Annotated in this window: 26 protein-coding genes and 1 pseudogene; 14 read left to right on the top strand and 13 right to left on the bottom strand. The window is 67.0% G+C overall.

Going from position 1 to position 24,747, the window contains the following annotated elements; all coding sequences use genetic code 11:
* Nucleotides 1-89: 89 nt before the first annotated feature.
* Nucleotides 90-1,829, bottom strand: coding sequence for a fatty acyl-AMP ligase (locus EAH84_RS06705; RefSeq protein WP_140869638.1), 1,740 nt, complete (start codon nt 1,827-1,829; stop codon nt 90-92).
* 97 nt (nt 1,830-1,926) lie between these two features.
* On the opposite strand from EAH84_RS06705, the gene EAH84_RS06700 reads away from it, so the two are divergent.
* From EAH84_RS06700 to EAH84_RS16585, 5 genes and pseudogenes are all read left to right on the top strand, one after another.
* Nucleotides 1,927-2,466 carry a RecX family transcriptional regulator gene (locus tag EAH84_RS06700; protein ID WP_140869635.1) on the top strand — a complete coding sequence of 180 codons (540 nt, stop codon included), beginning with the start codon at nt 1,927-1,929 and terminating at the stop codon, nt 2,464-2,466.
* Between the two features lie 64 nt (nt 2,467-2,530).
* Nucleotides 2,531-3,145: a cold-shock protein gene (locus EAH84_RS06695; protein ID WP_140869632.1), complete on the top strand. Its 615-nt coding sequence runs from the start codon at nt 2,531-2,533 to the stop codon at nt 3,143-3,145.
* Nucleotides 3,142-3,669, top strand: a complete 528-nt coding sequence (locus EAH84_RS06690) for a DUF192 domain-containing protein (protein WP_140869629.1) — start codon at nt 3,142-3,144, stop codon at nt 3,667-3,669. Before EAH84_RS06695 ends, EAH84_RS06690 begins: the two co-directional genes overlap by 4 nt.
* Before the next feature lie 57 nt (nt 3,670-3,726).
* Nucleotides 3,727-4,122 carry an NADH:ubiquinone oxidoreductase subunit NDUFA12 gene (locus EAH84_RS06685; RefSeq protein ID WP_140869626.1) on the top strand — a complete coding sequence of 132 codons (396 nt, stop codon included), beginning with the start codon at nt 3,727-3,729 and terminating at the stop codon, nt 4,120-4,122.
* Nucleotides 4,119-4,556 (top strand): annotated as a pseudogene (locus EAH84_RS16585) (DUF2155 domain-containing protein); the annotation flags it as partial. The gene EAH84_RS06685 and the pseudogene EAH84_RS16585, both read left to right, overlap by 4 nt.
* Before the next feature lie 35 nt (nt 4,557-4,591).
* On the opposite strand, the gene aat reads toward EAH84_RS16585, so the two are convergent.
* Nucleotides 4,592-5,326 (bottom strand): leucyl/phenylalanyl-tRNA--protein transferase, encoded by a 735-nt coding sequence (gene aat / locus EAH84_RS06675; protein ID WP_140870035.1) that lies wholly within the window; start codon nt 5,324-5,326, stop codon nt 4,592-4,594.
* 273 nt (nt 5,327-5,599) lie between these two features.
* Here aat and EAH84_RS06670 point away from each other — a divergent pair, with 273 nt between their 5' ends.
* On the top strand, nt 5,600-6,184 hold the full coding sequence (locus EAH84_RS06670) for a hypothetical protein (RefSeq protein WP_140869623.1): 585 nt from the start codon (nt 5,600-5,602) through the stop codon (nt 6,182-6,184).
* Between the two features lie 107 nt (nt 6,185-6,291).
* Nucleotides 6,292-7,578 (top strand): M20/M25/M40 family metallo-hydrolase, encoded by a 1,287-nt coding sequence (locus EAH84_RS06665; RefSeq protein ID WP_140869620.1) that lies wholly within the window; start codon nt 6,292-6,294, stop codon nt 7,576-7,578.
* Nucleotides 7,579-7,776: 198 nt separating this feature from the next.
* On the opposite strand, the gene EAH84_RS06660 is transcribed toward EAH84_RS06665, so the two are convergent.
* The 4 genes from EAH84_RS06660 to EAH84_RS06645 form a co-directional block, all read right to left on the bottom strand.
* Nucleotides 7,777-8,925 carry an RcnB family protein gene (locus EAH84_RS06660; protein WP_241656494.1) on the bottom strand — a complete coding sequence of 383 codons (1,149 nt, stop codon included), beginning with the start codon at nt 8,923-8,925 and terminating at the stop codon, nt 7,777-7,779.
* Between the two features lie 127 nt (nt 8,926-9,052).
* Nucleotides 9,053-9,535 (bottom strand): GAF domain-containing protein, encoded by a 483-nt coding sequence (locus EAH84_RS06655; protein ID WP_140869617.1) that lies wholly within the window; start codon nt 9,533-9,535, stop codon nt 9,053-9,055.
* A gap of 195 nt (nt 9,536-9,730) precedes the next feature.
* The gene (gene arfB / locus EAH84_RS06650; protein WP_140869614.1) at nt 9,731-10,156 is read right to left on the bottom strand and encodes an alternative ribosome rescue aminoacyl-tRNA hydrolase ArfB; all 426 of its coding nucleotides are present in this window, start codon (nt 10,154-10,156) and stop codon (nt 9,731-9,733) included.
* Nucleotides 10,153-10,836, bottom strand: a complete 684-nt coding sequence (locus tag EAH84_RS06645) for an RluA family pseudouridine synthase (RefSeq protein WP_140869611.1) — start codon at nt 10,834-10,836, stop codon at nt 10,153-10,155. The genes arfB and EAH84_RS06645 overlap by 4 nt, the downstream gene beginning before the upstream one ends.
* A gap of 49 nt (nt 10,837-10,885) precedes the next feature.
* Here EAH84_RS06645 and EAH84_RS06640 point away from each other — a divergent pair, with 49 nt between their 5' ends.
* Nucleotides 10,886-11,659: a M15 family metallopeptidase gene (locus EAH84_RS06640; RefSeq protein WP_140869608.1), complete on the top strand. Its 774-nt coding sequence runs from the start codon at nt 10,886-10,888 to the stop codon at nt 11,657-11,659.
* A 29-nt stretch (nt 11,660-11,688) separates the two neighbouring features.
* Here the strand turns inward: EAH84_RS06640 and wrbA are convergent, their stop codons facing one another.
* Together wrbA and EAH84_RS06630 are read right to left on the bottom strand one after the other, a co-directional pair.
* Nucleotides 11,689-12,291 (bottom strand): NAD(P)H:quinone oxidoreductase, encoded by a 603-nt coding sequence (wrbA, locus tag EAH84_RS06635; RefSeq protein WP_140869605.1) that lies wholly within the window; start codon nt 12,289-12,291, stop codon nt 11,689-11,691.
* A 39-nt stretch (nt 12,292-12,330) separates the two neighbouring features.
* The gene (locus EAH84_RS06630) at nt 12,331-13,047 is read right to left on the bottom strand and encodes a pirin family protein (RefSeq protein ID WP_140869602.1); all 717 of its coding nucleotides are present in this window, start codon (nt 13,045-13,047) and stop codon (nt 12,331-12,333) included.
* Between the two features lie 115 nt (nt 13,048-13,162).
* On the opposite strand from EAH84_RS06630, the gene EAH84_RS06625 reads away from it, so the two are divergent.
* From EAH84_RS06625 to EAH84_RS06610, 4 genes are all read left to right on the top strand, one after another.
* On the top strand, nt 13,163-14,062 hold the full coding sequence (locus EAH84_RS06625) for a LysR family transcriptional regulator (RefSeq protein ID WP_140869599.1): 900 nt from the start codon (nt 13,163-13,165) through the stop codon (nt 14,060-14,062).
* A 190-nt stretch (nt 14,063-14,252) separates the two neighbouring features.
* Entirely contained in the window at nt 14,253-15,359 is a 1,107-nt protein-coding gene (locus tag EAH84_RS06620) for an AI-2E family transporter (RefSeq protein WP_140869596.1), read from the top strand.
* A gap of 102 nt (nt 15,360-15,461) precedes the next feature.
* Nucleotides 15,462-16,157 (top strand): response regulator transcription factor CtrA, encoded by a 696-nt coding sequence (gene ctrA / locus EAH84_RS06615; RefSeq protein WP_140869593.1) that lies wholly within the window; start codon nt 15,462-15,464, stop codon nt 16,155-16,157.
* 227 nt (nt 16,158-16,384) lie between these two features.
* Entirely contained in the window at nt 16,385-16,783 is a 399-nt protein-coding gene (locus tag EAH84_RS06610; RefSeq protein ID WP_140869590.1) for a hypothetical protein, read from the top strand.
* A 216-nt stretch (nt 16,784-16,999) separates the two neighbouring features.
* Here the strand turns inward: EAH84_RS06610 and EAH84_RS06605 are convergent, their stop codons facing one another.
* Nucleotides 17,000-18,667, bottom strand: coding sequence for an amidohydrolase (locus EAH84_RS06605; protein WP_140869587.1), 1,668 nt, complete (start codon nt 18,665-18,667; stop codon nt 17,000-17,002).
* Between the two features lie 77 nt (nt 18,668-18,744).
* On the opposite strand from EAH84_RS06605, the gene EAH84_RS06600 reads away from it, so the two are divergent.
* On the top strand, nt 18,745-19,986 hold the full coding sequence (locus EAH84_RS06600) for a threonine ammonia-lyase (protein WP_140869585.1): 1,242 nt from the start codon (nt 18,745-18,747) through the stop codon (nt 19,984-19,986).
* A 101-nt stretch (nt 19,987-20,087) separates the two neighbouring features.
* Here EAH84_RS06600 and EAH84_RS16355 read toward each other — a convergent pair whose 3' ends face one another.
* Nucleotides 20,088-20,510, bottom strand: coding sequence for a hypothetical protein (locus EAH84_RS16355; RefSeq protein ID WP_241656493.1), 423 nt, complete (start codon nt 20,508-20,510; stop codon nt 20,088-20,090).
* A gap of 141 nt (nt 20,511-20,651) precedes the next feature.
* Here EAH84_RS16355 and EAH84_RS06590 point away from each other — a divergent pair, with 141 nt between their 5' ends.
* Nucleotides 20,652-21,425, top strand: a complete 774-nt coding sequence (locus EAH84_RS06590) for an arginyltransferase (protein WP_140869582.1) — start codon at nt 20,652-20,654, stop codon at nt 21,423-21,425.
* Nucleotides 21,426-21,428: 3 nt separating this feature from the next.
* Here the strand turns inward: EAH84_RS06590 and EAH84_RS06585 are convergent, their stop codons facing one another.
* The 3 genes from EAH84_RS06585 to EAH84_RS06575 are packed head-to-tail and all read right to left on the bottom strand — an operon-like array spanning nt 21,429 to nt 24,687.
* Complete coding sequence (locus EAH84_RS06585; RefSeq protein ID WP_140869579.1) at nt 21,429-22,229, bottom strand: transglutaminase family protein; 801 nt, start codon at nt 22,227-22,229, stop codon at nt 21,429-21,431.
* Entirely contained in the window at nt 22,229-23,164 is a 936-nt protein-coding gene (locus EAH84_RS06580) for an alpha-E domain-containing protein (protein WP_194150372.1), read from the bottom strand. Before EAH84_RS06580 ends, EAH84_RS06585 begins: the two co-directional genes overlap by 1 nt.
* Nucleotides 23,165-23,166: 2 nt before the next feature.
* Nucleotides 23,167-24,687 (bottom strand): circularly permuted type 2 ATP-grasp protein, encoded by a 1,521-nt coding sequence (locus EAH84_RS06575; RefSeq protein WP_140869576.1) that lies wholly within the window; start codon nt 24,685-24,687, stop codon nt 23,167-23,169.
* Nucleotides 24,688-24,747 lie beyond the last annotated feature (60 nt).

Below are 24,747 nucleotides of genomic sequence, written 5' to 3'. Positions count from 1 at the left end.
CGCATTATTAGCAGCGGGAGGTTATCAGATAGTTTCGCGCGCGCGGATTTCGCCACTATTGCATCCGGTATTTCGCTGCCGCATCCGTATCATGCCGCGATGTCGTAGGGCTTGATATCGCCGCTGAGATAGAGGTTGCGTGCCTTGGCGCGGCTCAATTTTCCCGACGAGGTGCGTGGCAGCGTGCGCGGCGGGATCAGTTCGATCACGCAGTTCATTCCCGTCACCGACCGGACGCGTTCGCGGATTTCCTCGCGCAGCCGCTGGCGTTCGGTTTCGTCCGAACTGCGGCACTGGACGAGGACCGCGGGGGTCTCTTCGCCCCCCGGAGTCGTGATCGCGAAGGCGGCGATGTCGCCCGCCTTGAAACCGGGCAGCTGTTCGACCGCCCATTCGATATCCTGCGGCCAATGGTTGCGGCCGTTGACGATGATCATGTCCTTGGCGCGGCCGACGATGTAGATGTAACCATCTGACATATAACCCATGTCGCCGGTGTCGAGCCAGCCGTCGGCCATGCACGCCGCGGTCGCATCGGGGTCACGAAAATAGCCGACCATGACGCTGGGGCCCTTGCACCAGACCTTGCCGATTGCGCCGTCGGGAAGCGGGGTGCCGTCCTCCTCGCGGACCTCGATCGTCATGTCGCGAACCGGCTTGCCGCAATTGACGATCGCGCGGAACCGCTGGGGGCGCGGCTGGCGCGTGCCCGACCCGTCGTCGCCCGACAGCTGGGTTTCCTCAACCAATTCGACGCGGATACCTTCGCCGGGTGGCATCAGCGACACCGCGAGCGTGGCTTCGGCCAGGCCGTAGCTCGGTAGGAATGCAGACGCCTTGAATCCCGTCTCGGCGAAGGCGTCGACGAACGCCTGCATCACGTCGGGGCGGATCATGTCGGCGCCATTGCCCGCGACGCGCCAGCGCGACAGGTCGAACCGCTCCGACGGCTTGATCTGCGAGGAAATCCGGCGCGCGCAGATGTCGTAGCCGAAGGTCGGCGAATAGCTGAGCGTCGTGCCGTCGTGGCGGCTGATGAGATCGAGCCACGCGAGCGGGCGGCGCGCGAAATCCTCGGTCTTGAGATAATCGGTCGAGACCTGGTTGGCGACCGGCGACAGGAAACAGCCGACCAGCCCCATGTCGTGATACCAGGGCAGCCAGCTAATGCAGCGATCGGTGTCGACGACCTCCATGCCATGGCTGTGCGCGGCGAGGTTGTTGAGCAGGGCGTGATGGGTGATCGCGACGCCGTGCGGAAAGCGGGTCGAGCCGCTGGAATATTGGAGGTACGCGATCGCCTTGCCATCGGGCTCAGGCAACGTAGCCGGTGCAGCGTCGCGGGTCGCGAATTCGGACCAGTCGATCCCTGCGACATCGGCAAGCCGCGCGGCTTCGGCGGCCATATCGGCGAGTTCGGGCGGATAGATCAGCATTGTGGGATCGCAGCTCGACAGCTGGACCCGGAGCTGTTCGACATACGAATCGCGGCCGCCGAAGCTGGTCGGCAGCGGCAACGGCACCGGCCAGGCGCCCGCATAGACCGCGCCGAAGAACAGCGCCGCGAATTCGGGCCCGGTTTCGGCGACGAGCGCGATCCGGTCTTCGGGCTTCGCTCCCGCCGCGATCAACCGGTGCGCGGCGGCGAGCGCGTCGGTGCGGAGTTCGGCAAACGGATAGGCGCGGGTCAGCGCGCCGCGCGCATCGTGGAAATTGAGCCCGCGCACCCCGCTCGCGGCATAATCGAGCGCATCGCCCAGCGTCGCGAAATCGGCAAAGCGCCGGGGCAGATCGTCCAAGGTCGGCGTCGAGCGTAACGGCTCAGTCATCTATCCATCCCGTTCCGGCCGACCCGCGGCTCCACCATGCTGCTGTGGCGCGGCGAGGCGTTCAAAATCGGTTCCGACTGTGGCACAATCATGGCGTATGCGAACAGCCCGGACCGAACACGCCAAGCGACCGATTCCGCCGCTCGATGCCGCGGCGCTCGAACGGCTGGCGCTGCGCTATGTCGAACGCTTCGCGACGACCCGGGGGCGACTCGCCGATTATCTCCGCCGCAAGGTCCGCGAGCGCGGCTGGGAGGGGCCTGCCGCGGACCCGCCCGCGCTGGCGCAGCGGATGGCGGATCTCGGCTATGTCGACGACCTGGCGTACGCCGAGGCGAAGGCGACAGCGATGGGGCGGCGGGGGCTCGGGGGACGGCGCGTCGCGCTGGCGCTGCGCCAGGCGCATGTCGGCGCGACCGACGCCGAGGAGATCGCACCGATGGTCGCGGATCGCGCGATCGAATCGGCGCTGACCTTCGCGCGGCGGCGTCGGTTGGGGCCGTTCGGGGGGGTAGCGATCGATCGTGCACTGCGCGAAAAGCAGATCGGCGCGATGTTGCGCGCGGGACACGGTTTCGATCTTTCGCGCCGAATCGTGGATTCGGAGCGCGAGATCGGCCCCGACGACCTGATGTGACGCACGCCGAGATGTTGCGGAAGCGGCACGACATGCTAGCGTCGCTGCGACAGGGGTTGTTGCGATGCGTATCGAGCCGGGTCCCGATCGGGGCGACAGGAGCGGAGAAGGGACGGGCGGCGTCGGTGGCCCAGGCGCGGGCGCGGGCGCGGGCGCGGGCGCGGACGATCCCGACGCGATCGCGATCACCGGCACGATCAAATGGTTCGATGTCACCCGCGGGTTCGGCTTCGCGGTCGCGGACGATCCGGCGATCGGCGATGTCCTGGTGCATTTCTCGGTCCTTAACGACCATGGCCGCCGCAGCCTGCCCGAGGGCGCGCGGATCGAGGCGCGCGCAGTCCAGCGCGGGCGCGGCTATCAGGCGCGCGACATCGTCTCGATCGATCTGACCGATGCGGTCGAGGAGCCGGTCCGGACGCCGCGGCAGAGCGACCGGATCGACCCGACGACGCTGATCGACACCGCGGGGCCGTTCGAGGGCGTCAGCGTGAAATGGTTCAACCGGCTGAAAGGCTATGGCTTTCTGGTCCGCGACGCCGATGGCAGCGACGTGTTCGTCCATATGGAAACGCTGCGCCGCGCGGACATCGCGGCGATCGAGCCCGATCAGCGGCTGGCCGCGCGGATCGTCGATGGCCGCAAGGGGCCGCTCGCGGTCGTCGTCGAGCCAGCATGACCGCGTCGTGGCGGCTCGCGGCGGCGACGCTCGGCGTGGCACTGGCGCTGGCGGGGTGCAAGGACGGGCGGCGCGTGACGCCGACCGGCTATTGCTCGACCGCGCCGACCGGCAGGCTGCCGGTCGCGATCAAGGGGACGACGACGCGGCATTGCCTGTCGGTCGAGCGCGCGACCACCGCCGCCGAGCAGGAACAGGGGCTGATGTTCCGCACCGACCTCGCCCCCGATGGCGGGATGCTGTTCTGGCCCTATCCCGCGGGGGGCGGCGCGCCGCAGGACGCGAATTTCTGGATGAAGAACACCCCGACCCCGCTCGACATCCTGTTCATCCGGGCGGACGGCACGATCGCGCGGATCGCGGAGAATACGATCCCCTTTTCGGAAACCCCGATTCCCTCGGGCGAGCCGGTCGCCGCGGTGCTCGAACTGGTCGGCGGGCGGGCCGCCGCGCTGGGCATCGCGGAGGGCGATACGGTGACCTGGCCCCACGGATCGACATCATCCCCGGCGCCCACGTCGTGACCGGGTTGGCGACGATCGCGGTTGCTGGCGCGGCCCCGCGCTTGTAAGCGCTCGTCCATGGGCATCAACCTCAATCCCTTTACCTGGTGGAACGGCGCGTCGTGGGGCACCGTCCTCTACGGCCTGCGCGGCAAGACGAAGGTCGGCGAGGACGCCATGGGCAACGCCTATTGGGAGGGCGGCAGCGATACCGCGGGTCGCCCGCGCCGCTGGGTAATCTATGTCGGCGCGAACGACGCCAGCCGGGTGCCGCCCGCGTGGTTCAGCTGGCTCCATCACCAGATCGACGACATTCCCGATCGCGCGCTGCCCCCGCCGCGCGCCTGGCAGAAGCCCGCACTCGCCAATCTGACCGGCACCGCGCTCGCCTATCGCCCCGCGGGCGCGCTCGAAAAGGGCGGGCATCGCGCCGCCGCGACGGGCGATTACGAAGCCTGGACGCCGGAGGGATGACGCGGCGGTGGATCGCCGCCGTGGTGCTGGTGGTGGTGGTGGGGATCGCAGGATTCCTGGGCTACCGCACCTATTACGGGCAGACGGGCCGCGTGTCCGCGGGAACCGAGCAGATCCTGCCGCCCGCGGATACCAGCGCGACCGAGACGATCGAGACCGTCGCGACCGAAGCCGATGGATTGCCGACCGGGGGCACCCCGATGAAGGATCGGGTCGCGGTGGTCGGGCTGCTCAACAAGCGTAACGGCGTCAGCCGCGAAGTGACGCTCAAGCCCGGGCAGGCGACGCGGCTTGGCGATGTCGTCATCCGGCTGCGCGCATGCGAACAGACCGCGCCCTGGGAGCAGGACAAGCTGACCGGCGCGTTCGTCCAGGTAGACGTGCGCGGCATCGACCGGCATTGGCGGCGGACATTCTCGGGGTGGCTCTACAAGGAACGCCCCGGGCTCAACGTCGTCCAGCACCCGATCTACGATGTCTGGGCCAAGAGCTGCACGATGTCCTGGCCCGATCGCGGCCCCGATACGACGGTGCTGGGTGCGCCCGGATCGGACGCGTCGACCCCCGCGACGGGTCGATCGAGCGCGCCGAAATCGGCGCCCGCCACCGGCACGACCGCACCGACCACCCCCGACACCGCGGTCGTCAGCAACGCGACGTAATCCGCCCGATCGATCTCGATCGCGCCGAGCCGCGCGAGATGATCGGTCTGGAACTGGCAATCGAGCAGCGTGAAGCCGCCGACCCGCAGCCGCGCGACGAGCCAGGCGAGCGCGACCTTCGATGCATCGGTCCGGCGGCTGACCATCGATTCGCCGAAGAACGCGGTGCCGAGCGCCAGCCCGTACAGGCCACCGACCAGCTCGTCCCCCTCCCAGCATTCGATCGAGTGCGCGAAACCCATCGCATGGAGCACCCCGAACACCTGTTCGATGCCGCGGTTGATCCACGTGTCGCGGCGCCCGTCGACGCTTTCGGCGCAGAGCGCGAGGACACCGGCGAAATCGCGATCCGCGGTGACGCGGAACCGATCGGCGGCGATCGTTTTCCGGAGCGATCGCGACAGTTGAAAGCCATCAAGCGGCATGATCGCGCGCCGCCGCGGTTCGACCCAATAGACATGATCGGCATCGCGATCATCCGCCATCGGAAAGACCCCGACCGCATAGGCGCCGAGCACGAGTTGCGGATCGAGCAATTCCATCGCCGTCGAACGTGGCGACCGCACGGGAGCGAGGCAAGAGCGCACTGGCGGTCGAGTCGCGCGGTGAAGACCGGCGGCGGAGGCGAGCGGCGCGCCGGGCAGCTCGGTCAGCGATTTCGCGGGCACCACCGCGGGCATCCTGCCGCCGACCGCGAAGCGATCGACCGACTGAGCTAGTTGGTTATTGTCTGATTGTGGTGGAAAACGGAATGGCAGCTTTCGCTTCGCTGCGAGGCAGTTGACCGAACCGTCTCGCCCGACCACGATCTGAAGATGTTCGAAGCAAAGCCTACCGCTCGCGCCGACATGGCCGCCGGAACACTTTACGCGGTCAGCGGTGAAGCCGGGTGGATTTACTATGGGCAGGTCACGCCCGAGAAAAAGGTCGGCTTCTTTCGTCGACGGGATCGAAAACCGGCTCCGGCAGACGAGGTCCTCGCCACTCCGGTCATGGTCCTGACCACTGTTGCATACCCGTCCATTACACGGGCGATGCGAACCGGGAAGTGGGAGAAATTGGGCAGGTTTCCGGTCGTCGGCGAACTTGTCGCCCCCCAACCGTCCGTTCAATGGCCAGTCGGCACACTTACAGTCACCGTGTGGAACGGAGATGGTCCGGATTACGATACGCGCGTGGAAGACCCTGCCATCCAGAACATGGAGTTGACGGCGGTTTGGGGTGCAGCCGAGCACATCCCGGCGCGGCTGACCGCAGAGTTCGGCGAGGAAGAAGCCGAGTGGCATGTTGGTGGCCCAATCTGGCGGGAGCGGCGGATCAAGGAAGAGATGGCGGCGCGTTTCACGGACCAGCCGTGGCATGAGCTGCCCGACGACTGGGTGCCGACCAACCCCCGCTAACCACTCGACGATGCGGGCGGCGATTTCCGTTTCTGGGCGATACCAGCCACCCCCTCCACTCCACCGCACGCCTTGAGCCCGGCCCCATAATCCGCCACGGTGCGCGGATGATCGCACTTGCCCTCCTCGCCGCCGCCACCGCCGCCGCTCCCCCCCCCGCCCCCAGCCCAGAACGGCTGAAGACGACCGTTTCGGCGCTCGTCGGCTTCGGCACCCGCCACACGCTGTCGACCACCACCGACCCCAAACGCGGGATCGGCGCGGCGCGCACCTGGGCCGCGGGGGAGTTCGAACGGATCGGCAAGGACTGCGGCGGCTGCATCACGGTCGAACGGATCAGCCGCACGGTCACCGGCGCGCGCGCGCCCGACGGCGTTCGAATCGAGGACGTGCTCGGCATCCAGCCGGGGCGCGATCCCAACCGCGTCGTCATCATCGGCGGGCATATCGACAGCCGCGTCACCGACATCATGGATTCGACCAGCGACGCGCCCGGCGCCAACGACGACGCCTCGGGCGTCGCGGTCGTGCTCGAGGCGGCACGGCTGCTCTCGAAGAAAAAATTCGACGCGACGATCGTCTATGCGGTGTTTTCGGGCGAGGAACAGGGGCTGTTCGGCGGCGCGCTGCTCGCCGACACCGCCAAGGCGCGCGGCTGGCGCGTCACCGCGATGCTCAACAACGACATCGTCGGCAATTCGATCGGCCAGGGCGGCGTCAAGGATGCCAACCGCGTCCGCGTGTTTTCCGAAGGCATTCGCGCCTCCGAGGACATGGTCGAGCAACTGCGCCGCCGCGGCGAAGGCGGCGAGGACGACGGCCCCAGCCGCGCGCTGGCAAAGGCGATCGACGGCGTCGCCGCGACGCTGCCCGGCAATTTCGACGTCGTGCTCGACCAGCGCCCCGACCGGTTCGGGCGCGGCGGTGACCACGAACCGTTCCTGAAATTGGGCTATCCCGCGGTCCGCTTTTCGGTCGGCGCGGAAAATTGGGACGCGCAGCACCAGGACCTGCGCACCGAAAACCGCACCGTCTATGGCGACACGATCGACCGGATGGACTTAGCCTATCTCGCGCACGTCGCCGCGATCAACGTCGCGACGATCGACCGCCTCGCCGCCGCCCCCGCCGCCCCCGCCGAGGTCTCGCTGGTCGGCGACCTGTCGCGCGATACCAAGGTTTCGTGGGACGCGGTGCCCGGCGCGGCGGGCTATCGCGTCCACTGGCGCCGCAACGACGGCACGGGCGACTGGACCAAGGCGCTCGACGTCACCGCCACCGCGACGACGCTGAAACAGGTGCCGGTCGACGATCATTTCATCGGCGTGTCGGCATTGGCGAAAGACGGTACGGAAAGCCTCGTCACCTTCGGCGGCCGCGCGACCCGGCGTTAAGGCGGAGCGGAGTCCCTCAAGTCCTCCCCCGCCAGGGGGAGGTGGGCCGCGTAGCGGGTCGGAGGGGGAGGGTACGGCACGATAGTGGGTCGGCTTCCCGCCCCCTCCGTCAGCTTCGCTGCCACCTCCCCCTGGCGGGGGGGGATTATCGCACCGTCGATCTCACGTCGCGACGCATGACGCGCTGCTAGCCTCTGCTCAGCGGCACGAACACGTCGCCGGCGCGCGCCACCGCTTGACGATCTTGGTCCGGTGCGCGCGTTGGCGCGCATAGGTGACCCGGTCTTCGTACACCTCGGTGGTCGTGGTGGTCACCACCGGGGCCGCCCGCACGACCACCGTCGTCGTCGAGCCCGCGGGGAAATAATAGCCCCCCGCCGCATAGCCGCCGGTCGCGGTCGTCGTCACCGTGGTGCCGCCGTTGCGCGTGATCGTCGTGCCGCGATCGCCCCCGCCATAGCCCTGCGCGCCATAGCCCCGCGCATCATAACCTCGCTCGGCATAGCCGCCGCCGCGATAGGGTGCGGCATAGGGCGCGCCATAGCCGGCCCCCGGCACGTCGCGACGCGACCCAGCGTTCGACGCGCGGTCGATCGCATAGCCCGCCGCCGCGCCGACGCCCGCGCCGATCAGCGTCCCGCCGAGCCGGTTACCCCGGCCCGCGATCACATTGCCCGCGACTCCGCCGACGACGCCGCCGACGACCGCTCCTGCGACGCCATCGCTGCGGCGGTCGCCGCGCCCCCCGCCGCGATCGTCATAGCCCGGCGCGACCGGGGCATAGCCCCCGCCCACCGCACCGCGGTTCGCGTAATAGCCACCCTGGTCATAACCACCCTGGGCATAGCCACCCCGGTCGCCCCCCGCATAGCTATCGTCGACGCCATAGGCGCTGCCGTAACCGTCCCAGTCGATCCCGTCATAGACGTCGGACACCGATCCGCGCGCATCGACCAGCACCGCGTCGTCGTAATAGCGCACCCAATTATAGCCATAGCTCGGCTGGGTCAGGCCATAGCCCGACCAGTCGTTGATGTAGAACCGCGGGTTGACCCAATAGCCCGGCAGCGCATAGCCACGGGTCGGGCGGCGATACGCGTTCCACCCCCCCGGCGCGTTCATCCCGCCCCACCAATGTCCACCGACCTTGCTGCCCCAGCGCGATCCGCCCATGTGGGCACCCGGCATGCCGTGCGACATCCCGCCGCCCTTCATGCCCCCGCCGTGCATCATGCCGCCCATGTGGCCGCCGCCGGTCGCGCCCGCCGCTGGCGTCATCTGTCCCGCCTCCGCGCCGCTCGCCGTCATCAGCGCCAGCCCCGCACTCGCGATCATCAAGGTCCGCATCGTCATCTCCCTGTCGAGCGACCCGCCGCTCGCCACCTATGGTTGACGAAACCTTACCAGTCGGCCCCGCGAGTCGCCAGCGCGCACCCCGTCCCGCTTTGGAGCACCGCAGGGTTAGTAGCCGCGGTTAACCGATCCGTGCCGCGATCAGCCGCGCGATCGCCTCGCACCCTTCGGCATCCGCCGCATCGAACCGCGCCGGATGCGGGCTGTCGAGGTCGAGCAGCGCGGCGACGCGTCCATCGACCACGATCGGGACGACGAGTTCGGACCGGCTCGCCGCATCGCACGCGATATGCCCTGGAAACGCGTGGACATCCTCGACCAGCTGGGTCGCCCCGGTCGCCGCCGCCGCGCCACACACCCCCGCGCAGATCGCGATCCGGATACACGCCACCTTGCCCTGGAACGGCCCCAGCACGAGCTCGTCGCCGATCGTCCGATAGAACCCCGCCCAGTTGAGGTCGGGCAGATACTGCCACACCAGCGCCGCGACATTGGCCATGTTGGCGATGCCGTCGGGCTCGTCGGCGGTCACCGCATCGATCGCGGCGAGCAGGTCGCGGTAAAGCTCGGCCTTTGAGCCGGTCGAAATGTCGAACTGGTACATCCGCGCCAGATGGAGGGCCTGACGACCCGGCGCAACCGCTTCTATCTACCACCCCGGCGAACGCCGGGGCCCAGTTGGCGCGCAGACGTGATCAGCGCTGCGTTTCGTTACCTCTAACGTCGCAACTGGACCCCGGCCTTCGCCGGCTGGTTTGACGTGGATCGGGGAAAGACGTGGATCGGGGGAAAGACAGCGTCAATCCTCCCGCACCCGCCCCCGCCCCGCCTTCACCCCGGCGCGCTTCACCTTCCCGTCGACCCGCCGCGTCTGCGAGGCTTTCGTCGGGCGGGTCGGGCGGCGCTTCTTGGGGACGATCGTCGCCTCCTGGATCATCCCGATCAGCCGCTCGCGCGCCTCCTGCCGGTTGAGATGCTGCGACCGCGAGCCCTCGCTCCGCAGGACGAGCACCCCCTCGCGCGTCAGCCGCGATCCCGCGATCGCCGCCAGCCGCCGCTTCACCGCGTCGGGCAGGTTGGGCGACTGCGCGACGTCGAACCGCAGGATCACCGCGCTGTCGGTGGTGTTGACGTGCTGTCCGCCCGCGCCCCCCGATCGGGTCGCCGATTCCTCGATCTCGTCACTGTCGATCGCGATCGAACGGGTGACCGGGATCGCGGTCACGGGATCGCGATTTCCGCCGTCATCGGAGTATACGCGGGATCGATCAGCCCCGCGAACCGCTCGGGCAGCGGCGCCTCGGCCGTCACCGGCGGCTTGTTCGCGCGCGGCACGATCAGTTCGGCGGCGTGGAGCATCATCCCCCGCTTGTCGGCGCGGCCATAGACCGGGTCGCCGAGCACCGCGATGCCGAGCCCCGCGGCGGCATGGACGCGGATCTGGTGGGTCCGCCCGGTTTCGGGGCGGAATTCGACATAGGCGCGCCCCTCATGGCTGCCGAGCAGCCGCCAGTGGGTCAGCGCGGACTTGCCCTCGGCATCGGGCACCATCCGCCAGCCGTCTTCCTTGGTGCTGGTCTTGGCGAGCGGCAGGTCGATTGTGCCGTCCTCGCCCTCGGGCATCCCGTCGAGCACCGCGAGATAGCGTTTCTGCACCTCGCCGCGCTCGAACGCCTGCTGCAGCCGCGCGTGCGCCTTGGGATTGCGCGACAGCAACAGGCACCCGCTGGTGTCGCGATCGAGCCGGTGGACCGCGTGCGGCACCCGCTGGAACCCGAATTTCAGGCCCACCAAGTGGTTTTCGAGGCTCAGCGAGCCATCGCGCGGGCGGTCGACCGGCAAGCCTGCGGGCTTGTCGATGACCAGGGCCTCGCCGTCGAGGAAGAGTACGCGGTCGCCATGCATCCACCGCCCTTGCCACCGGATGCGTCGTCATGCCAGAGCCACGCCCAAGATGTTGCACCGCGTCATCCCCCGGCTTGGTCTTGCGCTCGCGCTGTTGGTCTGCCCCGCCGTCGCCCCCCCGGCTTGGGCGCAGCTGTGCGGCGACACCGCGACCCCGACCGCCGACGGTCGCCTGCTCGGCCATTTCCCCTATGGCGACGTCCCCGGCGACGAACTGGTCAGCGCCCCGCCGGGCTTTGCGCTCAACACCTGCATGGTCCGCCGCGAGATGCTGCCTGACCTCTCCCGGCTCGTCGCCGCCGCCAACGGCGATCCCGCGCTCCGCGGCCAGCTGCGCGCGCTGTCGTGCCACCGCGGCATCATCCGCCAGGGCGACGTCTTCTGCCGCCCGCGCGCCGATGCCGACGCCGCGACCCGCGCGATCTCGGTCGCGCCCGCGGGGCACAGCGAACACACCACCGGCTATGCGATCGACTTCGCGGTCCGCCCCGCCCACGGCTGCCCCGATGCGGAAGGCTGCATGGCCGCGACCCCGATGGCGCGCTGGCTGCTCGCGAACGCGCCGCGCTACGGGTTCGAAATGTCGTTCCCCGGCGGCAATGGCCAGAACGTGAAATGGGAACCGTGGCACTGGCGCTGGGTCGGCACCGCGGCGGCCGCACCCGGCGCCGCACGCGCGCGCTTCATCTTCGCTGCCGCCCGCGCGCGGTTCCCCGCGCACCCCGCGGTCGACGGCGTGACGATCCTGCGCAACGTGCCGATCTGGCCGACCGTGGTGAACGCACCGCCGTTCCCGGTCTGCAAGAAGAAGAAGTGCAAATAATTCCTCCCCGCCAGCGGGGAGGAATTAGCTCACCCCGCCACCTTCGCCGCGAGCTCCGCGATCCGCTTGCCCTGATAGCGCGCGCCGTCGAGTTCCTCCTCGCCGGGCTGGCGGCTGCCGTCGCCGCCCGCGATCGTGGTCGCGCCATAGGGCGAACCGCCACGGATCTGGTCGACCCCCATCTGCGCCTGGAACCCATAGTCGAGCCCGACGATCGTCATCCCCTGGTGGAGCAAATTGGTCAGGATCGAGAACAAGGTCGTTTCCTGCCCGCCATGCTGGCTCGCGGTCGAGGTGAATGCGCCGCCGATCTTGCCGATCAGCGCGCCCTTCATCCACAGCGGCCCGGTCATGTCCCAGAACGCCGCCATCTGGCTCGGCATCCGGCCAAAGCGGGTCGGCGCGCCGACGATGATCGCGTCATAGTCGGCGAGTTTATCGACGCCCTCGATCTCCGGGTGTTTGGTGTCGGTCTTGAAATGCGCCGCCGCGACGATCGCTGGCGGCGCGGTTTCGGCAACGCGGCGGATGTCCACCTCGGCCCCGCCCGCGCGCGCGCCCTCGGCGACCGCATCGGCCAGCTGTTCGATATGGCCGTAGGAGGAATAATAGAGGACGAGAACCTTGGTCATGACGTGTTCCTTCTGAACGTTGGACAAAAAGGGAAGGGCTTATTCCGAATCCACGAGCACGATCTCGGCATCCTCGATCGCGGTGATCGTGACCGTCTGTCCGCCCGACAGCGCGGCCCCGTCACGCGCCTCGAACGGCGCGCCGTCGATCGTGATCCGTCCGGTTGCGGGGACCAGATAGACATGGCGCCCCTCGCCGATCGCGTGGGTCGCGGTGTCGCCCGCCTTCAGCGTCGCCGCCATCACCCGTGCCGCGGCGCGGATCGGCAGCGCGTCGGTATCCTCGGCGAACCCGCTCGCCAGCGTCACGAACTGCCCCGACCGCTCACCCTTGGGAAACGGCTTCGCACCCCAGCTCGGGCTCCCGCCCTTGCGGGTCGGCTCGATCCAGATCTGGAACAGCGTCGTCGTCTCGTCCTCGAGGTTATATTCGGCGTGCCGCACGCCGTCGCCCGCGCTCATCACTTGGACGTCGCCCGCTTCGGTGCGGCCCTTGTTGCCCATCGAATCCTGGTGCGTGATCGCGCCCGAGCGGACATAGGTGATGATCTCCATGTCGCTGTGCGGATGCGGCGGAAACCCGTTCTGCGCCTGGATCGCATCGTCGTTCCAGACCCGGATCGCGCCCCAGCCCATCCGCGCCGGATCGTGATAGTTCGCGAAGCTGAAATGATGCCGCGCATCGAGCCAGCCGTGGTTGGCATGGCCCAGGCTGGCAAAGGGGCGGCGGTCGATCTTGGTTTTGGTGTCGGTCATCGAATCCTCCATCGGTTGACGCCAAGATAGGGTTCCGCTTGGCCATGAAAATAGAAACGATGGAAACCGATCGTTTCTCATTCTACTCCTCCCGGTTCCGGGGAAGGAATGTCAGATGAAGCTACCCGATCTCGAAGCCTGGGCGATCTTCGCCAGCGTCGTCGAACACCGCTCGTTCAGCGCCGCCGCCGCTGCGATCGGCCTCAGCAAGGGCACCGTGTCGAAGGCGGTGACCCGGCTCGAGGCGCAGCTTGGCCAGTCGCTGTTCCACCGCACCTCGCGCCGCCTCGCGCTGACCGAGGCGGGCCAGGACCTCGCCGACCATGCCCAGCGCATCGTCGCCGCGGCGCGCGCTGCCGAGGACGCCGCGAGCGATGCCGCCACCGCGCCGACCGGGCGCATCCGCCTCGCCGCACCGATGAGCTTCGGCGTCACCAGCGTCGCCCCGCTCCTCGCCGCGTTCCTCGCCGATCATCCGGGCATCGAAATCGACCTCAGCCTGTCCGACGCGCGGGTCGACATCGTCGCCGAGGGGTTCGACATCGCGCTCCGGATCGCCGACCTGCCCGACAGCACGCTACGCGCGCGCCGCCTGTGTTCGATCGCGGCGCACCTCGTCGCCGCGCCCGCCTATCTCGCGGCGCATGGCACCCCGAGCCATGCGGGCGAACTCGGCGATCACCGGCTGCTCGGCTATTCGAACATCGTCGGCCCGTGGCGCTTCCGCGGGCGCGACGGTACCGAGGTATCGGTCAAGCCGCGCGGGCCGCTCACCGCCAACAGCGGCGAGGCGCTCGTCCCCGCGCTGGTTGCGGGACTCGGCATCGCGCGCCTCCCCGGCTTCATCGTCGGCGCGCAGCTCGCCAGCGGCGCGGTGGTCGAAATCCTCGCCGACTGGAACCCCGCCCCCGTCGGGCTCCACCTGCTGACACCCCCGAGCCCGCTCCGCCCCGCGCGCGTCGAGGCACTGATCGCCTTCCTCGCCGCCAATCTCAAAGACCCGTGCGCTTCCTAACACCTCCCCCGCCAGGGGGAGGATGTGCATACCCACTGTCCTACAGTCGTCCGATCTGCCAACAATCCGTCATGATCAAACCCCGCCGCCTGCATGTTTTTCCGCCCGTCCGCCCCGCCATCCACGACGCCGTCAAAAACGCGATTCCGTGTAAACTTCGTCAATGTCACCCCGCGATCGGCCTCTCCGTATGAACCGGCTCGCACCCGACGCGGACGACGCGCGGTTCATCCGCCGCATTCTGTATATCGTCGTCATCGTCGCGGTCGGCGCGGCGTTGCTACGCGCGGGCGACCTGCTGATCCTCGCGTTCGGGTCGATGCTCGGCGCGATCGTCATCCACGCGATTGCCGAACTTTACGAACGCTATGCCCGCGCGCCGCCGAAGCTCGCGCTCGGCCTCGGCATGGCGACCGTGCTAGGCGTCGTCGCGTTCCTCGTCTGGCTGTTCGGCGTCCAGTTCCGCCAGCAGGTCAACGAACTCGTCGTCGCGCTGCCCGGCCTGATCGACCAGCTCGCGGCGTACCTGTCGCACAGCCCGGTTGGCGCCAAGATCGTCGACGCGGTCCGCCAGGCCTATGCCGGGTCGAAGGTCGCGAGCGATATCGGCGGCCTCGTCCGCGGCGCGGGCGAACTCATCCTCAACTGCCTGCTGCTGCTCATCGGCGCGCTGTTCTTCGCCGCCGATCCGGGCGTGTATGAACGCGGCTTCCTCTATCTCATCCCGGCCTCGAAACGCCCCGCGGTCGAGGATGCGCTGTTCGACGTCGGCTCGACGCTGAAGCTGTGGCTGCGCTCGTCGCTGATCCTGATGACCAGCATGGGCGTGTTGATCGGCATCGGCCTGTGGATCTCGGGCGTCCCCTCCGCCGCCGCGCTCGGGCTGCTCGCGGGCCTCAGCGAATTCATCCCCTATATCGGCCCGACCGCGGCGATGATCCCCGCGCTGGGCCTCGCCGCGACGGTCGGCACCGGCCCGGTCGTCGGTGCGCTGGCGACCTATGCGGTCGTGCGGCTGATCCAGACCAATTTCATCACGCCTTATGTCCAGAACAAGGTCATTTCGATTCCCCCCGCGATCACGGTCTTCGCGATCATCGGCATCGGCGTGATCTTCGGTGTCTTCGGGCTGTTCTTCTCCGCCGCGCTGCTGGTGGTGATCTTCACCCTCGTCCGCAGCCTGTATCTGCGCGAGGTGCTGGGCGAGGATATCGCGCGCACCGGCCACGAAACGCTGCTCGATGCCGACCTCACCCCCTCGGCCCCGCAAGGCGACTCGCCGGAAACGCTAGATTAATTCGAAATTAACCTTTTGCCTTCAGATGTTCTTTGGTTAATAAATCTCAGGCCGACCACACAGCAGGGGTGCTGCGCGGCGAAGCCAACGGGGGACGATGCGATGCGGGTGCTGCTGATCGAGGACGAGCCGACCACGGCCAAGGCCATCGAGCTCATGCTCAATACCGAGGGCTTCAACGTCTACACGACCGACCTCGGCGAAGAGGGGTTGGATCTCGGCAAGCTGTATGATTACGACATCATCCTGCTCGACCTGAACCTGCCCGACATGCACGGCTATGATGTCCTGAAGAAGCTTCGGGTGGCGCGGATCGCGACCCCGGTGCTGATCCTGTCGGGGATCAACGAAATGGACAGCAAGGTCCGCAGCTTCGGCTTCGGCGCCGACGATTACGTCACGAAGCCGTTCCACCGCGAAGAGCTGGTCGCGCGCATCCACGCCGTCGTCCGCCGCTCGAAGGGTCACAGCCAGTCGGTTATCCGCACTGGAAAACTAGCGGTGAACCTCGACGCCAAGACCGTCGAAGTCGACACCGCGCGCGTCCACCTGACGGGCAAGGAATATGCGATGCTCGAGCTGCTGTCGCTGCGCAAGGGCACCACGCTGACCAAGGAAATGTTCCTCAACCACCTGTATGGCGGGATGGACGAACCCGAACTCAAGATCATCGACGTCTTCATCTGCAAGCTCCGCAAGAAGCTCAGCCTCGCATGCGACGGCGAGAATTACATCGAGACCGTCTGGGGCCGCGGCTATGTCCTGCGTGAACCCGAAGAGGTCGTCGCGGTCGCGTAACCCGGATCACCAGTCACCCTTCCCGTCACCGGGAACAACGAAGGCCGCGGCATCGGGGGGTGCCGCGGCCTTTTTTGCTGTCCTAAGCGCCGGGATTGTGATGGAAGAAAAGGCGCGCTATTTCTCAGCTCGAAACCAACGCTATTGCCCAATTGCGGACGGCCACAAAAAAACCAGATGCGGTAAAAGACGCTGTGACGTAGGAAAAATATGGCAGCGCGCAGTTTGTGCGCGTGACCGCCACCCGGATCCAAAAAATGTTCGCCGTTAACTACGATAAAGATAACAACTGTCTCAACGTTGTGGTCAAGGGTTTCTGGAAACCGGAGGACGTCGCACTCCTCGCAAGCGAAGTCGGCTCAAAGGCCAATGCAGCCAGAGGCATTCGTCAGGATTTTGACGCCTGTGTGGAATCCCTTGAATTTCCTGTTCAGGCGATGGACGTGGCCAACCTCCTTACTGCGATTATGCAAGGGGCCATGGCACTGACCACGGGACGAGCCGCCGTCGTCGTGGGTAGCCAGCTGAACAAGCTGCAGGCTGAACGGACGCTCGTCCACGAGAGAGTGCGCATGTTCCTATCCAGCGGTGAGGCACGAGAATGGTTGGCAGCGCCAGCCGATTAAAGCTCTGTCAGGGTGTCATCGATAAATGGTGTCGCCCGCGTGGCGGATTCGGGGGAGGGTCTGGCGGTCTATGACGTGCCGACCTGCCAATGCTGGAACTCCTTCGCCCTTCTACCATTCTTTTCGGGAAAGGCGGTTGCGCCGCGCAATGTCGGCGATCGCCACCGGCCTTCCCGAAAGCGGTCAGGCCGCTTTCCACCAAAGTTGGCATAGCCCCTACTTCCGCTCGTATACCTTCTGTCCCCCGACCCACGTTTCCTCGACCTTGGTTGCGCGCAGCTCGGTCGGGCTGGCGAGCAGGGGATCGCGATCGACGATAATGAAGTCCGCGCGCTGCCCGGGGGCGAGCCGCCCGAACTTGTCCTCGGCGAATCCCGCATGGGCCGCGCCGCCGGTATAGGCCCACCACGCCTGTTCGCGCGTCATCGCCTCCTCGGGACGCCAGCCACCGAACGGCTGGCCGTTCGCATCCTGGCGGGTGAACGCCGCCGCCCATCCGGCCCAGGGATCAGGGCGCTCGACCGGAAAATCGCTGCCGAATGCCACACGCGATCCGTTCCTGAGCATCGACGCCCACGCATAGGCCCCCGCCAATCGCTGCGGCCCGAGCCTTGCCTCCGCCATCGTTCGATCGCTGGTCTGGTGGGTCGGCTGCATCGAGGCGATGATGCCATGCTTGCCGAACCGCGGAAGATCGACCGGATCGACGATCTGCGCGTGCTCGATCCGCCAGCGCCGGTCGCCCTGGTAGGTTTCCGACAATTCCTCGATCGCCGACAGCACCTGCGCATTGGCCTTGTCGCCGATCGCGTGGACCGCAACCTGGTATCCGTCCATCGCCGCACGGCTCATCAAATTGCGGATCACGTCGTCGGACATGAACCCCGCGCCCGACTGCCCCGGCGCATCGCTATACGGCGCCTTCAGCCACGCGCCGCGCGACCCTAGCGCGCCGTCGGCGTAGAGCTTGACGCCCGCCATCCGCAGCTTGTCGTCGTACAGCCACGGCGTCGGCCCGACCCCGCCGATCCTGACCGCGGTATCGACCCCCAGGCCATAGCTCATGATCCTGACCCTCAGCCCCCCGGCGTCGCCGATCCGGCGAAAGGTGAGCCAATCGTCGAGGCTGGTGCCCATGTCCGCGATCGCGGTGACGCCATAGCCGAGCAGGATCGATTGCGCCTTCAGGAACGCCGCGCCCCGATCCTTGCCGAGCGGAGTGGGCACCACTTTGCCGACCAGTTCCTGCGCGGCATCGACGAACACACCCGACGGCTGGATGCCGCTTTTCTCGATCCGCCCGCCCGCAGGCGCCACCGATTTGGCGGTGACTCCGGCGGCCTTCAACGCGGCGCTATTGCCCCAGCTCGCATGCCCGTCGGCGCGCGACAGCCACACCGGGCGATCGCCCACCGCCACATCGAGCTCGGCCGCGGTCGGGAACCGGCCGAGTCCCCACACCTCCTGGTTCCAGCCGCCACCCAGAATCCACCGCCGCTCGGGATTCGCGGCGGCATAAGCGGCGATCTTCGCCTGCGCCTCGGCGAGCGAATGCGTGTCCGACAGGTCGAGTTCGAGCGCGCGGAACCCCAATTCCATCACATGCCCGTGCGCATCGATCATCCCGGGCAGCATCACCCGGCCCTTCATATCGGCCCGCCAGTCGAGCTTATCGGGCCGCTTGTCCTTTGCCGACAGCAGCCGCGTGACCTTGCCGTCGAGTGTCACCAACACGCCCGTGAAGCGCACGACGCGCCCGTCCTTGTCGAGCGTCACCCCGGTGACGTTGTCGACCAACCCGTCGGCGAGCGCGGGGGAAGCGAGCGCCAGCGCGAGGACCGACGCGTAAATGCCGCGCGCTAGCGCGCGGAAGGGGCCAACCATAGGATACTCCAAAGCGACGACTTGCGGTCGGCATAAGCGGTGTTTCGCAGGCGCGCCAGACGGTCTAGGGGGCATCGATGGCTACCCGAACCGCTGAACCGTCCGCCCTGCCCGTCTCGATCGACGACATTCGCGCCGCGCACGACCGCATCCGCGACGCGATCGTCCGCACTCCGACGCTGATCAGCCGGACGCTGAGCGAAATGACTGGCGCGACGGTCTATCTGAAATTCGAGAACCTGCAGTTCACCGCGGCGTACAAGGAGCGCGGCGCGCTCAACACGCTGCTCCAGCTCTCGCCCGAAGCGTGCGCAGCGGGCGTTATCGCTGCGTCGGCGGGCAATCATGCGCAGGGCCTCGCCTATCACGCCCACCGCCTCGGCATCCCCGCGACGATCGTGATGCCGCGAAACACCCCGACGGTAAAGGTCACCCAGACCGAGGGGCATGGCGCGACCGTGATCTTGGAAGGCGACACGTTCGACGCCGCCTACGCGCACGCCCGCGTGCTCGAAGCCGAACGCGGTTTCACCTTCGTCCACCCGTTCGACGATCCGCGGATCATCGCGGGGCAAGGCACGACCGCGATCGAGATGCTCCAAGATGTGCCGACCATCGACACCTTCGTCACCCCGATCGGCGGCGGCGGGCTGATCAGCGGCATGGCAACGGTCGCGCGCGCCGCGGATCACGCCATCGAGGTGGTGGGCGTCGAGGCCGAACTCTTCCCCTCGATGTACAACCGGATCAACGGCACCGACATGCCGTGCGCAGGCGACACGCTGGCCGAGGGCATCGCGGTCAAGGAACCGGGCGCGATCACCTCGACCATGGTCGCGCAACTGGTCGACGACATCGTCCTCGTCAGCGAACGCAGCCTCGAAATGGCGGTCAGCCTCCTGCTCCAGATCGAGAAGACCGTCGTCGAGGGCGCGGGCGCCGCGGGGCTCGCCGCGCTGCTCCAGCATCCTCAACGATTCGCCGGAAAGACGGTCGGCGTTGTGCTGTGCGGCGGCAACATCGACACCCGGTTGCTCGCCAACGTCCTGCTCCGCGATCTCGCGCGCTCTGGCCGCCTCGCGCGGCTCCGCATCCGGCTCCAGGATCAGCCTGGCGCGCTGTTCAACGTCGCGCGGATTTTCGATGCGCAACGCGTCAACATCATCGAGGTGTATCACCAGCGCGTCTTCACGACGCTGCCTGCCAAGGGGCTGATCACCGACATCGAATGCGAGGCGCGCGACCGCGCGCATCTCGACCGGCTGATCGCGGCCCTCCGCGATGGCGGCTACGAAACGACGACGGTCGAACTTGCCTGAACCGGCGAGTCGCTCGTCGTATCATCGACCCGCAAACGAAAAACGGGGCGGCGTGCCATCGCACGCCGCCCCGCCGTTTTCAGGTCAGAACCCTTTGAGCCTTAACGGCTGACGGGGGTGTTGACGTTGTCGTTCTTGGTGGCCGCGATCACGCCGATCGCGATGATGCCAGCGACGATCCCCAGTGCGATCACGACGCCCGAACCACCGGCGATACCATTCTTGTGGCTGGCGGCAGTGCCCGAACGGACGCTGCTGCTCACCGACAACGGCGCAGCGGGGTTGGTGGCGGCACTTGCCATCGTTGGAACGGCGATCATCGACAGCGCGGCGACGGCGCCCATAACAGTTTTGAACATGGATATTTCTCCCTTTCGGCCTTCGACTTGCTGCAACGCCGCGACATACGGTCGGTTCCAGCTATCACGCGCATCCGTTGCATATTTCACGATGCGCCCGGGTGCAATGACAATATGTTCGCTGCGCCTAGCCGTTCTGGCTAAAAGGTCAACCACCTGGCGCACAGCGGGCCGGTCTTTGCGGCGGAACCGCCTAACGGGCAGTTAACGTTCTTTCATGGTAAAGCGCCTTTTCAGGAGCGTCACGATGACTCATAAGGGGGCGACGGTCGCGCGGCGACGTCGAGTTCGAAAGGTTTGCCGGCGGTGACTGCGCCCTTCCGTTTTCCCAGGTTCTTCGTCACCAGCCCCGCGCCATGCCCCTATCTGCCGGGGCGGCAGGAGCGCAAGGTGTTCACCGAACTGACCGGGCCGCATGCGACCGAGCTCAACGATGCGCTCGGGCGGATCGGGTTCCGGCGAAGTCAGGGTGTAGCCTATCGTCCCAGCTGCGCGGGCTGCGCTGCGTGCGTATCGGTGCGGGTGGTGACCCAGGACTTTTCTCCCAACGCCACCCAGCGCAAGCTGACGAAACGCTTGGGCGATATCGAGGTGTCGACCTGTCGACCCTGGGCCACCGACGAACAATTCCGCCTGCTGCGCCGGTATCTGTCGGTGCGCCATCCGGGCGGCGGCATGGCGGGGATGGACGAGGACGACTACGCCGACATGGTGGAACATTCTCCGGTCAATTCGACGATCGTCGAATATCGTGCTCCCGCCGTGCATGGCGAGCGCGGGGCGCTGCTCGGGGCCTGCCTGACGGATTGTCAGGCCGATGGCCTGTCGATGATCTACAGCTTCTTCGCCGCCGACGATGCGACCCGCCCCGGTCTCGGCAATTTCATCATCATGGATCATATCGCCCGCGCCCGCGATATTGGCCTGCCCTATGTCTATCTCGGTTATTGGGTGAAGGGATCGCCGCGGATGGCGTACAAAACGCGGTATCGACCGATCGAGGTGCTCGGTCCGACCGGCTGGCGCCTGCTCGAAGACCGCGAATTGGTCCTTGTCGGCCAGCACCAAGCCGCAGACTGAGCGTTACTGGCTTTCCGACACGCCGATGTCGACCTCGATCACCTCGTCAGCCTCCCCCAGCCGCGCCCCCGCAACCGCAGCGGCACCGGTCGAATCCAGCGCGACAGCGACGCGAACATAATTATCATCGGGTGAACGTCCGACGGACGGATCGAAACCCAACCAGCCAACGCCCGCGACAAAGGCTTCCGCCCAGCCATGCGGCGTCGACAGTCCCGCGTCGTCGGAAAGCCGGTACCCCGACACATAGCGCGCCGGCGCACCGAGATGCCGCGCCGCGACCAGGAATATCTGCGCCAGATCGCGCGCGGTTCCCGTGTCGTACGCAAAGGCGTCGCCCGCCGCCAGCCCCGGCTTCGGTCGGGAAGTGTCAGGCGCGAACCGGTCGTGCAGCGACTGTGCGATGCGGTGTAGCGCCTCGGTCGTGGCTCTCCCTCCCGCCGTATCCTCCGCGAACCGCGCAATCGCCGGGTCGGCGCGGGTCGCCGCTGTCGCGCGGAGGAACAGCGCGGCGGGAAATACTTCGTTCGTGCCATGCAGCTCACCGCTCGAATGGCTGGTCACTACTTCGCCGGTGACGCTGATTTCAATCGCGTCGATCGGTCCCGCGACATACAGCATCGTCGTCGCGTTGCCGAAGCCGTCGTGCGCGTCGCGCATCGTGGCATCGCAGTCGACGTCGATCCGCCACGACGCCACCGTCTGGTCGTGATGATTTTGCGGCGTCATCCGCAGCATTTGGACAAGCCGCCGCTGCGGTGCGCTGAAACGATAGAGCGTGCGATGATCGATCGCGAGCCGCATCAGCCGAACCTGAACTGGCGACCGATCGCGCCGTGCAACTGCGCATTCTCGTCGATGAACGACCGCAGATACTGGTGGAGCCCGCTGGCGATGACCTCGCTCGATCGCGTCCGCGTGGTGCGTGCCTCGCGCATCCGCGCCATCCGATCGGCTTCGCCATGCGCGCCGGTATGCCGGGCGAGGTCACCCAAGATGTCGACCACTTCCTCGACCGACGCGGCCAGGCTGCGCGGCATTTCCTTGCGGGTGACCAGCAGATCGATGACGTTCGCGGCGCGCAGCCCGTCGGAATAAAGCCAGCGATACGCGGTCACCGCCGACACAGTCTGCAGGATCGTGGTCCATTGATCGCGATCTACCACTCCGCCCACCTTTTCGCCCTCGGGCAGCAGAATATGGTATTTGACGTCAAGCAACCGCGCGGTGTTGTCGGCGCGCTCAATCGCCTGCCCCAGCCGGACGAACCACGTCGCCTGGTTACGCAGCATCCGATGCACCGCGCCCTCGAATCCACGGGTCTCGTTCTTCACCGCCTCGACCATGTTGAGCGTCGCCGATGTCCCACCGACCCCGGCGTGATTTTCAAAGATCATCCACGCGCGGTTGATCGCGGTCCACGCATCCCGGCTCAGCGCGGTCCGCACCGCGCGTGCATTATCACGGGCTCGGGACAGGCAGTGCAGAACCGAGCCAGGGTGGCTGGTATCGAGTGTCAGGAACTTCACGACCTGCGTCTGCGTCATCGCCGCGCCGGACTCGGCAAAGTCTGCGTCGGTTTCAGTCACCGTCAGTGCCGACGACCATGCGACTTCGCCCGCGGGCCGCGACGACAGCACGTCGAGCCGGACTGTCGCCTCGACGATCCGCACGATGAAATCCGCACGCTCGATATAGCGGCCCAGCCAATACAGCGACGACGCAGTGCGCGAAAGCAGCATCATGCTGCGCCACCCTGGTTTTGCGACATCGATCCCATCGTCTGGGTTTGACCGTCGGCGGATTGCGATTGCGCGGATCCCGAAGCGCCGTCGTCCATTAGCACGAAACTGTCCTTGGTCCCGCCGCCCTGGCTCGAATTGACGACCAGCGACCCCTCCTTCAGCGCGACCCGCGTCAATCCTCCGGGCACGACCCGCACCCCGTCCGACCCCGACAGCACGAAGGGACGGAAATCGACATGCCGCGGGGCGAGGCCCTGGTCCGCCATCGTCGGGACAGTTGAAAGCGCCAGCGTGGGCTGCGCGATGTAGCGCTGCGGTTCGGCGATCAGCGCGGCGCGGAACGTCTCGATCTCCGCCTTCGATGCGGTCGGGCCGACCAGCATGCCATAGCCGCCCGATCCGTCGACCAGCTTGACGACCAGCTCCGGCAGATTTTCGAGCACATAGGTCAGCGCGCTGGGCTCGCGGCATCGAAACGTCTCGACATTGGGAAGCTTCGCCTCCGCCCCGTTGTAGAATTTCACGATCTCGGGCATGTAACTATAGATCGCCTTGTCGTCGGCGATGCCGTTCCCCGGCGCGTTGATGATCGCGACGTTGCCCGCGGCGTACGCGGCGATCAACCCCGGCACCCCCAGCGCGCTGTCGATGCGGAACACCAGCGGATCGAGATAATCGTCGTCGATCCGGCGATAGATCACATCGACCTTCACGAGCCCTTCGATCGTCCGCATCCATACCACATCATCGTCGACGATCAGGTCGGCGCCTTCGACCAACTCAACCCCCATCGAATCGGCCAGAAAACTATGTTCGTAATAGGCGGAGTTGTAATGACCGGGGGTCAGCACAACGCACCGCGGGGTCGGCCCCGCGCCATGCGGCGCGACCGACTTCATCGTTTCAAGCAGCAGGTCGGGATAGCTGTCGACCGCAGCGACGCGAAGTTCCCGGAACAGTTCGGGGCACAGCCGCAGCATCGCCTCGCGGTTTTCCAGCATGTAGCTGACGCCCGACGGCGTGCGCGCGTTATCCTCGAGCACGAAGAATTCATCAGGACCGGTGCGGACGAGGTCGATCCCGCAGATATGCGCGGCGATCCCGTGCGGCGGGCGGATGCCGGCGATCTCGGGGCGGAACTGGTCGTTGCCAAGCACCAGATCGGCGGGCAGCACGCCTTCATCGAGGATCCGACGTGCGCCATAGATATCGTCGAGAAACGCATTGATCGCCTCGACCCGCTGGACCAGCCCCTCGGACAACCGATCCCATTCGCTCTTGAGGAAGACGCGGGGAACGATATCGAACGGAATGATCCGCTCGCTCGCCTCGCTCTCACCATAGACCGCGAAGGTAATCCCAAGCTGGCGAAAGGTGGTCTCGGCGGCTTCCTGGCGACGGCGCAGTTCGTGTTCGGGGGTGTCAGCCAACCATTCGCCGAGCGCGGCGAGCGCGGGTCTCGGCGGTGCGGCACCGCTGAACCCCATGATCTCATCGAACGCGTTTCGTTTCCCCATCGGAATGATAAGTCTTGCGCGGGGACCGTTGTTCCATGCTACCTTCATTATGTGCACCGC

This window comes from Sphingomonas oligophenolica, assembly GCF_006438955.1.
GTDB classification, from domain to species: Bacteria; Pseudomonadota; Alphaproteobacteria; order Sphingomonadales; family Sphingomonadaceae; genus Sphingomonas; species Sphingomonas oligophenolica_A.
Note: the sequence above shows the minus strand (reverse complement) of the source record. Positions and strands in the feature narration are given on the sequence as shown.

Bases quoted from the DNA above. Each gene is read 5' to 3' on its own strand.
- EAH84_RS06625 (WP_140869599.1), top strand. From the start codon at position 13,163: ATGAAGCTACCCGATCTCGAAGCCTGGGCGATCTTCGCCAGCGTCGTC.
- EAH84_RS06655 (WP_140869617.1), bottom strand. From the start codon at position 9,535: ATGTACCAGTTCGACATTTCGACCGGCTCAAAGGCCGAGCTTTACCGC.
- EAH84_RS06600 (WP_140869585.1), top strand. From the start codon at position 18,745: ATGGCTACCCGAACCGCTGAACCGTCCGCCCTGCCCGTCTCGATCGAC.
- EAH84_RS06695 (WP_140869632.1), top strand. From the start codon at position 2,531: ATGCGTATCGAGCCGGGTCCCGATCGGGGCGACAGGAGCGGAGAAGGG.
- ctrA (WP_140869593.1), top strand. From the start codon at position 15,462: ATGCGGGTGCTGCTGATCGAGGACGAGCCGACCACGGCCAAGGCCATC.
- aat (WP_140870035.1), bottom strand. From the start codon at position 5,326: ATGGAATTGCTCGATCCGCAACTCGTGCTCGGCGCCTATGCGGTCGGG.
- EAH84_RS06645 (WP_140869611.1), bottom strand. From the start codon at position 10,836: ATGCATGGCGACCGCGTACTCTTCCTCGACGGCGAGGCCCTGGTCATC.
- EAH84_RS06660 (WP_241656494.1), bottom strand. From the start codon at position 8,925: ATGCGGACCTTGATGATCGCGAGTGCGGGGCTGGCGCTGATGACGGCG.
- EAH84_RS06605 (WP_140869587.1), bottom strand. From the start codon at position 18,667: ATGGTTGGCCCCTTCCGCGCGCTAGCGCGCGGCATTTACGCGTCGGTC.
- EAH84_RS06630 (WP_140869602.1), bottom strand. From the start codon at position 13,047: ATGACCGACACCAAAACCAAGATCGACCGCCGCCCCTTTGCCAGCCTG.
- EAH84_RS06620 (WP_140869596.1), top strand. From the start codon at position 14,253: ATGAACCGGCTCGCACCCGACGCGGACGACGCGCGGTTCATCCGCCGC.
- wrbA (WP_140869605.1), bottom strand. From the start codon at position 12,291: ATGACCAAGGTTCTCGTCCTCTATTATTCCTCCTACGGCCATATCGAA.
- EAH84_RS06685 (WP_140869626.1), top strand. From the start codon at position 3,727: ATGGGCATCAACCTCAATCCCTTTACCTGGTGGAACGGCGCGTCGTGG.
- EAH84_RS06690 (WP_140869629.1), top strand. From the start codon at position 3,142: ATGACCGCGTCGTGGCGGCTCGCGGCGGCGACGCTCGGCGTGGCACTG.
- EAH84_RS06575 (WP_140869576.1), bottom strand. From the start codon at position 24,687: ATGGGGAAACGAAACGCGTTCGATGAGATCATGGGGTTCAGCGGTGCC.
- EAH84_RS06670 (WP_140869623.1), top strand. From the start codon at position 5,600: ATGTTCGAAGCAAAGCCTACCGCTCGCGCCGACATGGCCGCCGGAACA.
- EAH84_RS06585 (WP_140869579.1), bottom strand. From the start codon at position 22,229: ATGCGGCTCGCGATCGATCATCGCACGCTCTATCGTTTCAGCGCACCG.
- EAH84_RS06705 (WP_140869638.1), bottom strand. From the start codon at position 1,829: ATGACTGAGCCGTTACGCTCGACGCCGACCTTGGACGATCTGCCCCGG.
- EAH84_RS06700 (WP_140869635.1), top strand. From the start codon at position 1,927: ATGCGAACAGCCCGGACCGAACACGCCAAGCGACCGATTCCGCCGCTC.
- EAH84_RS06665 (WP_140869620.1), top strand. From the start codon at position 6,292: ATGATCGCACTTGCCCTCCTCGCCGCCGCCACCGCCGCCGCTCCCCCC.
- EAH84_RS06640 (WP_140869608.1), top strand. From the start codon at position 10,886: ATGTTGCACCGCGTCATCCCCCGGCTTGGTCTTGCGCTCGCGCTGTTG.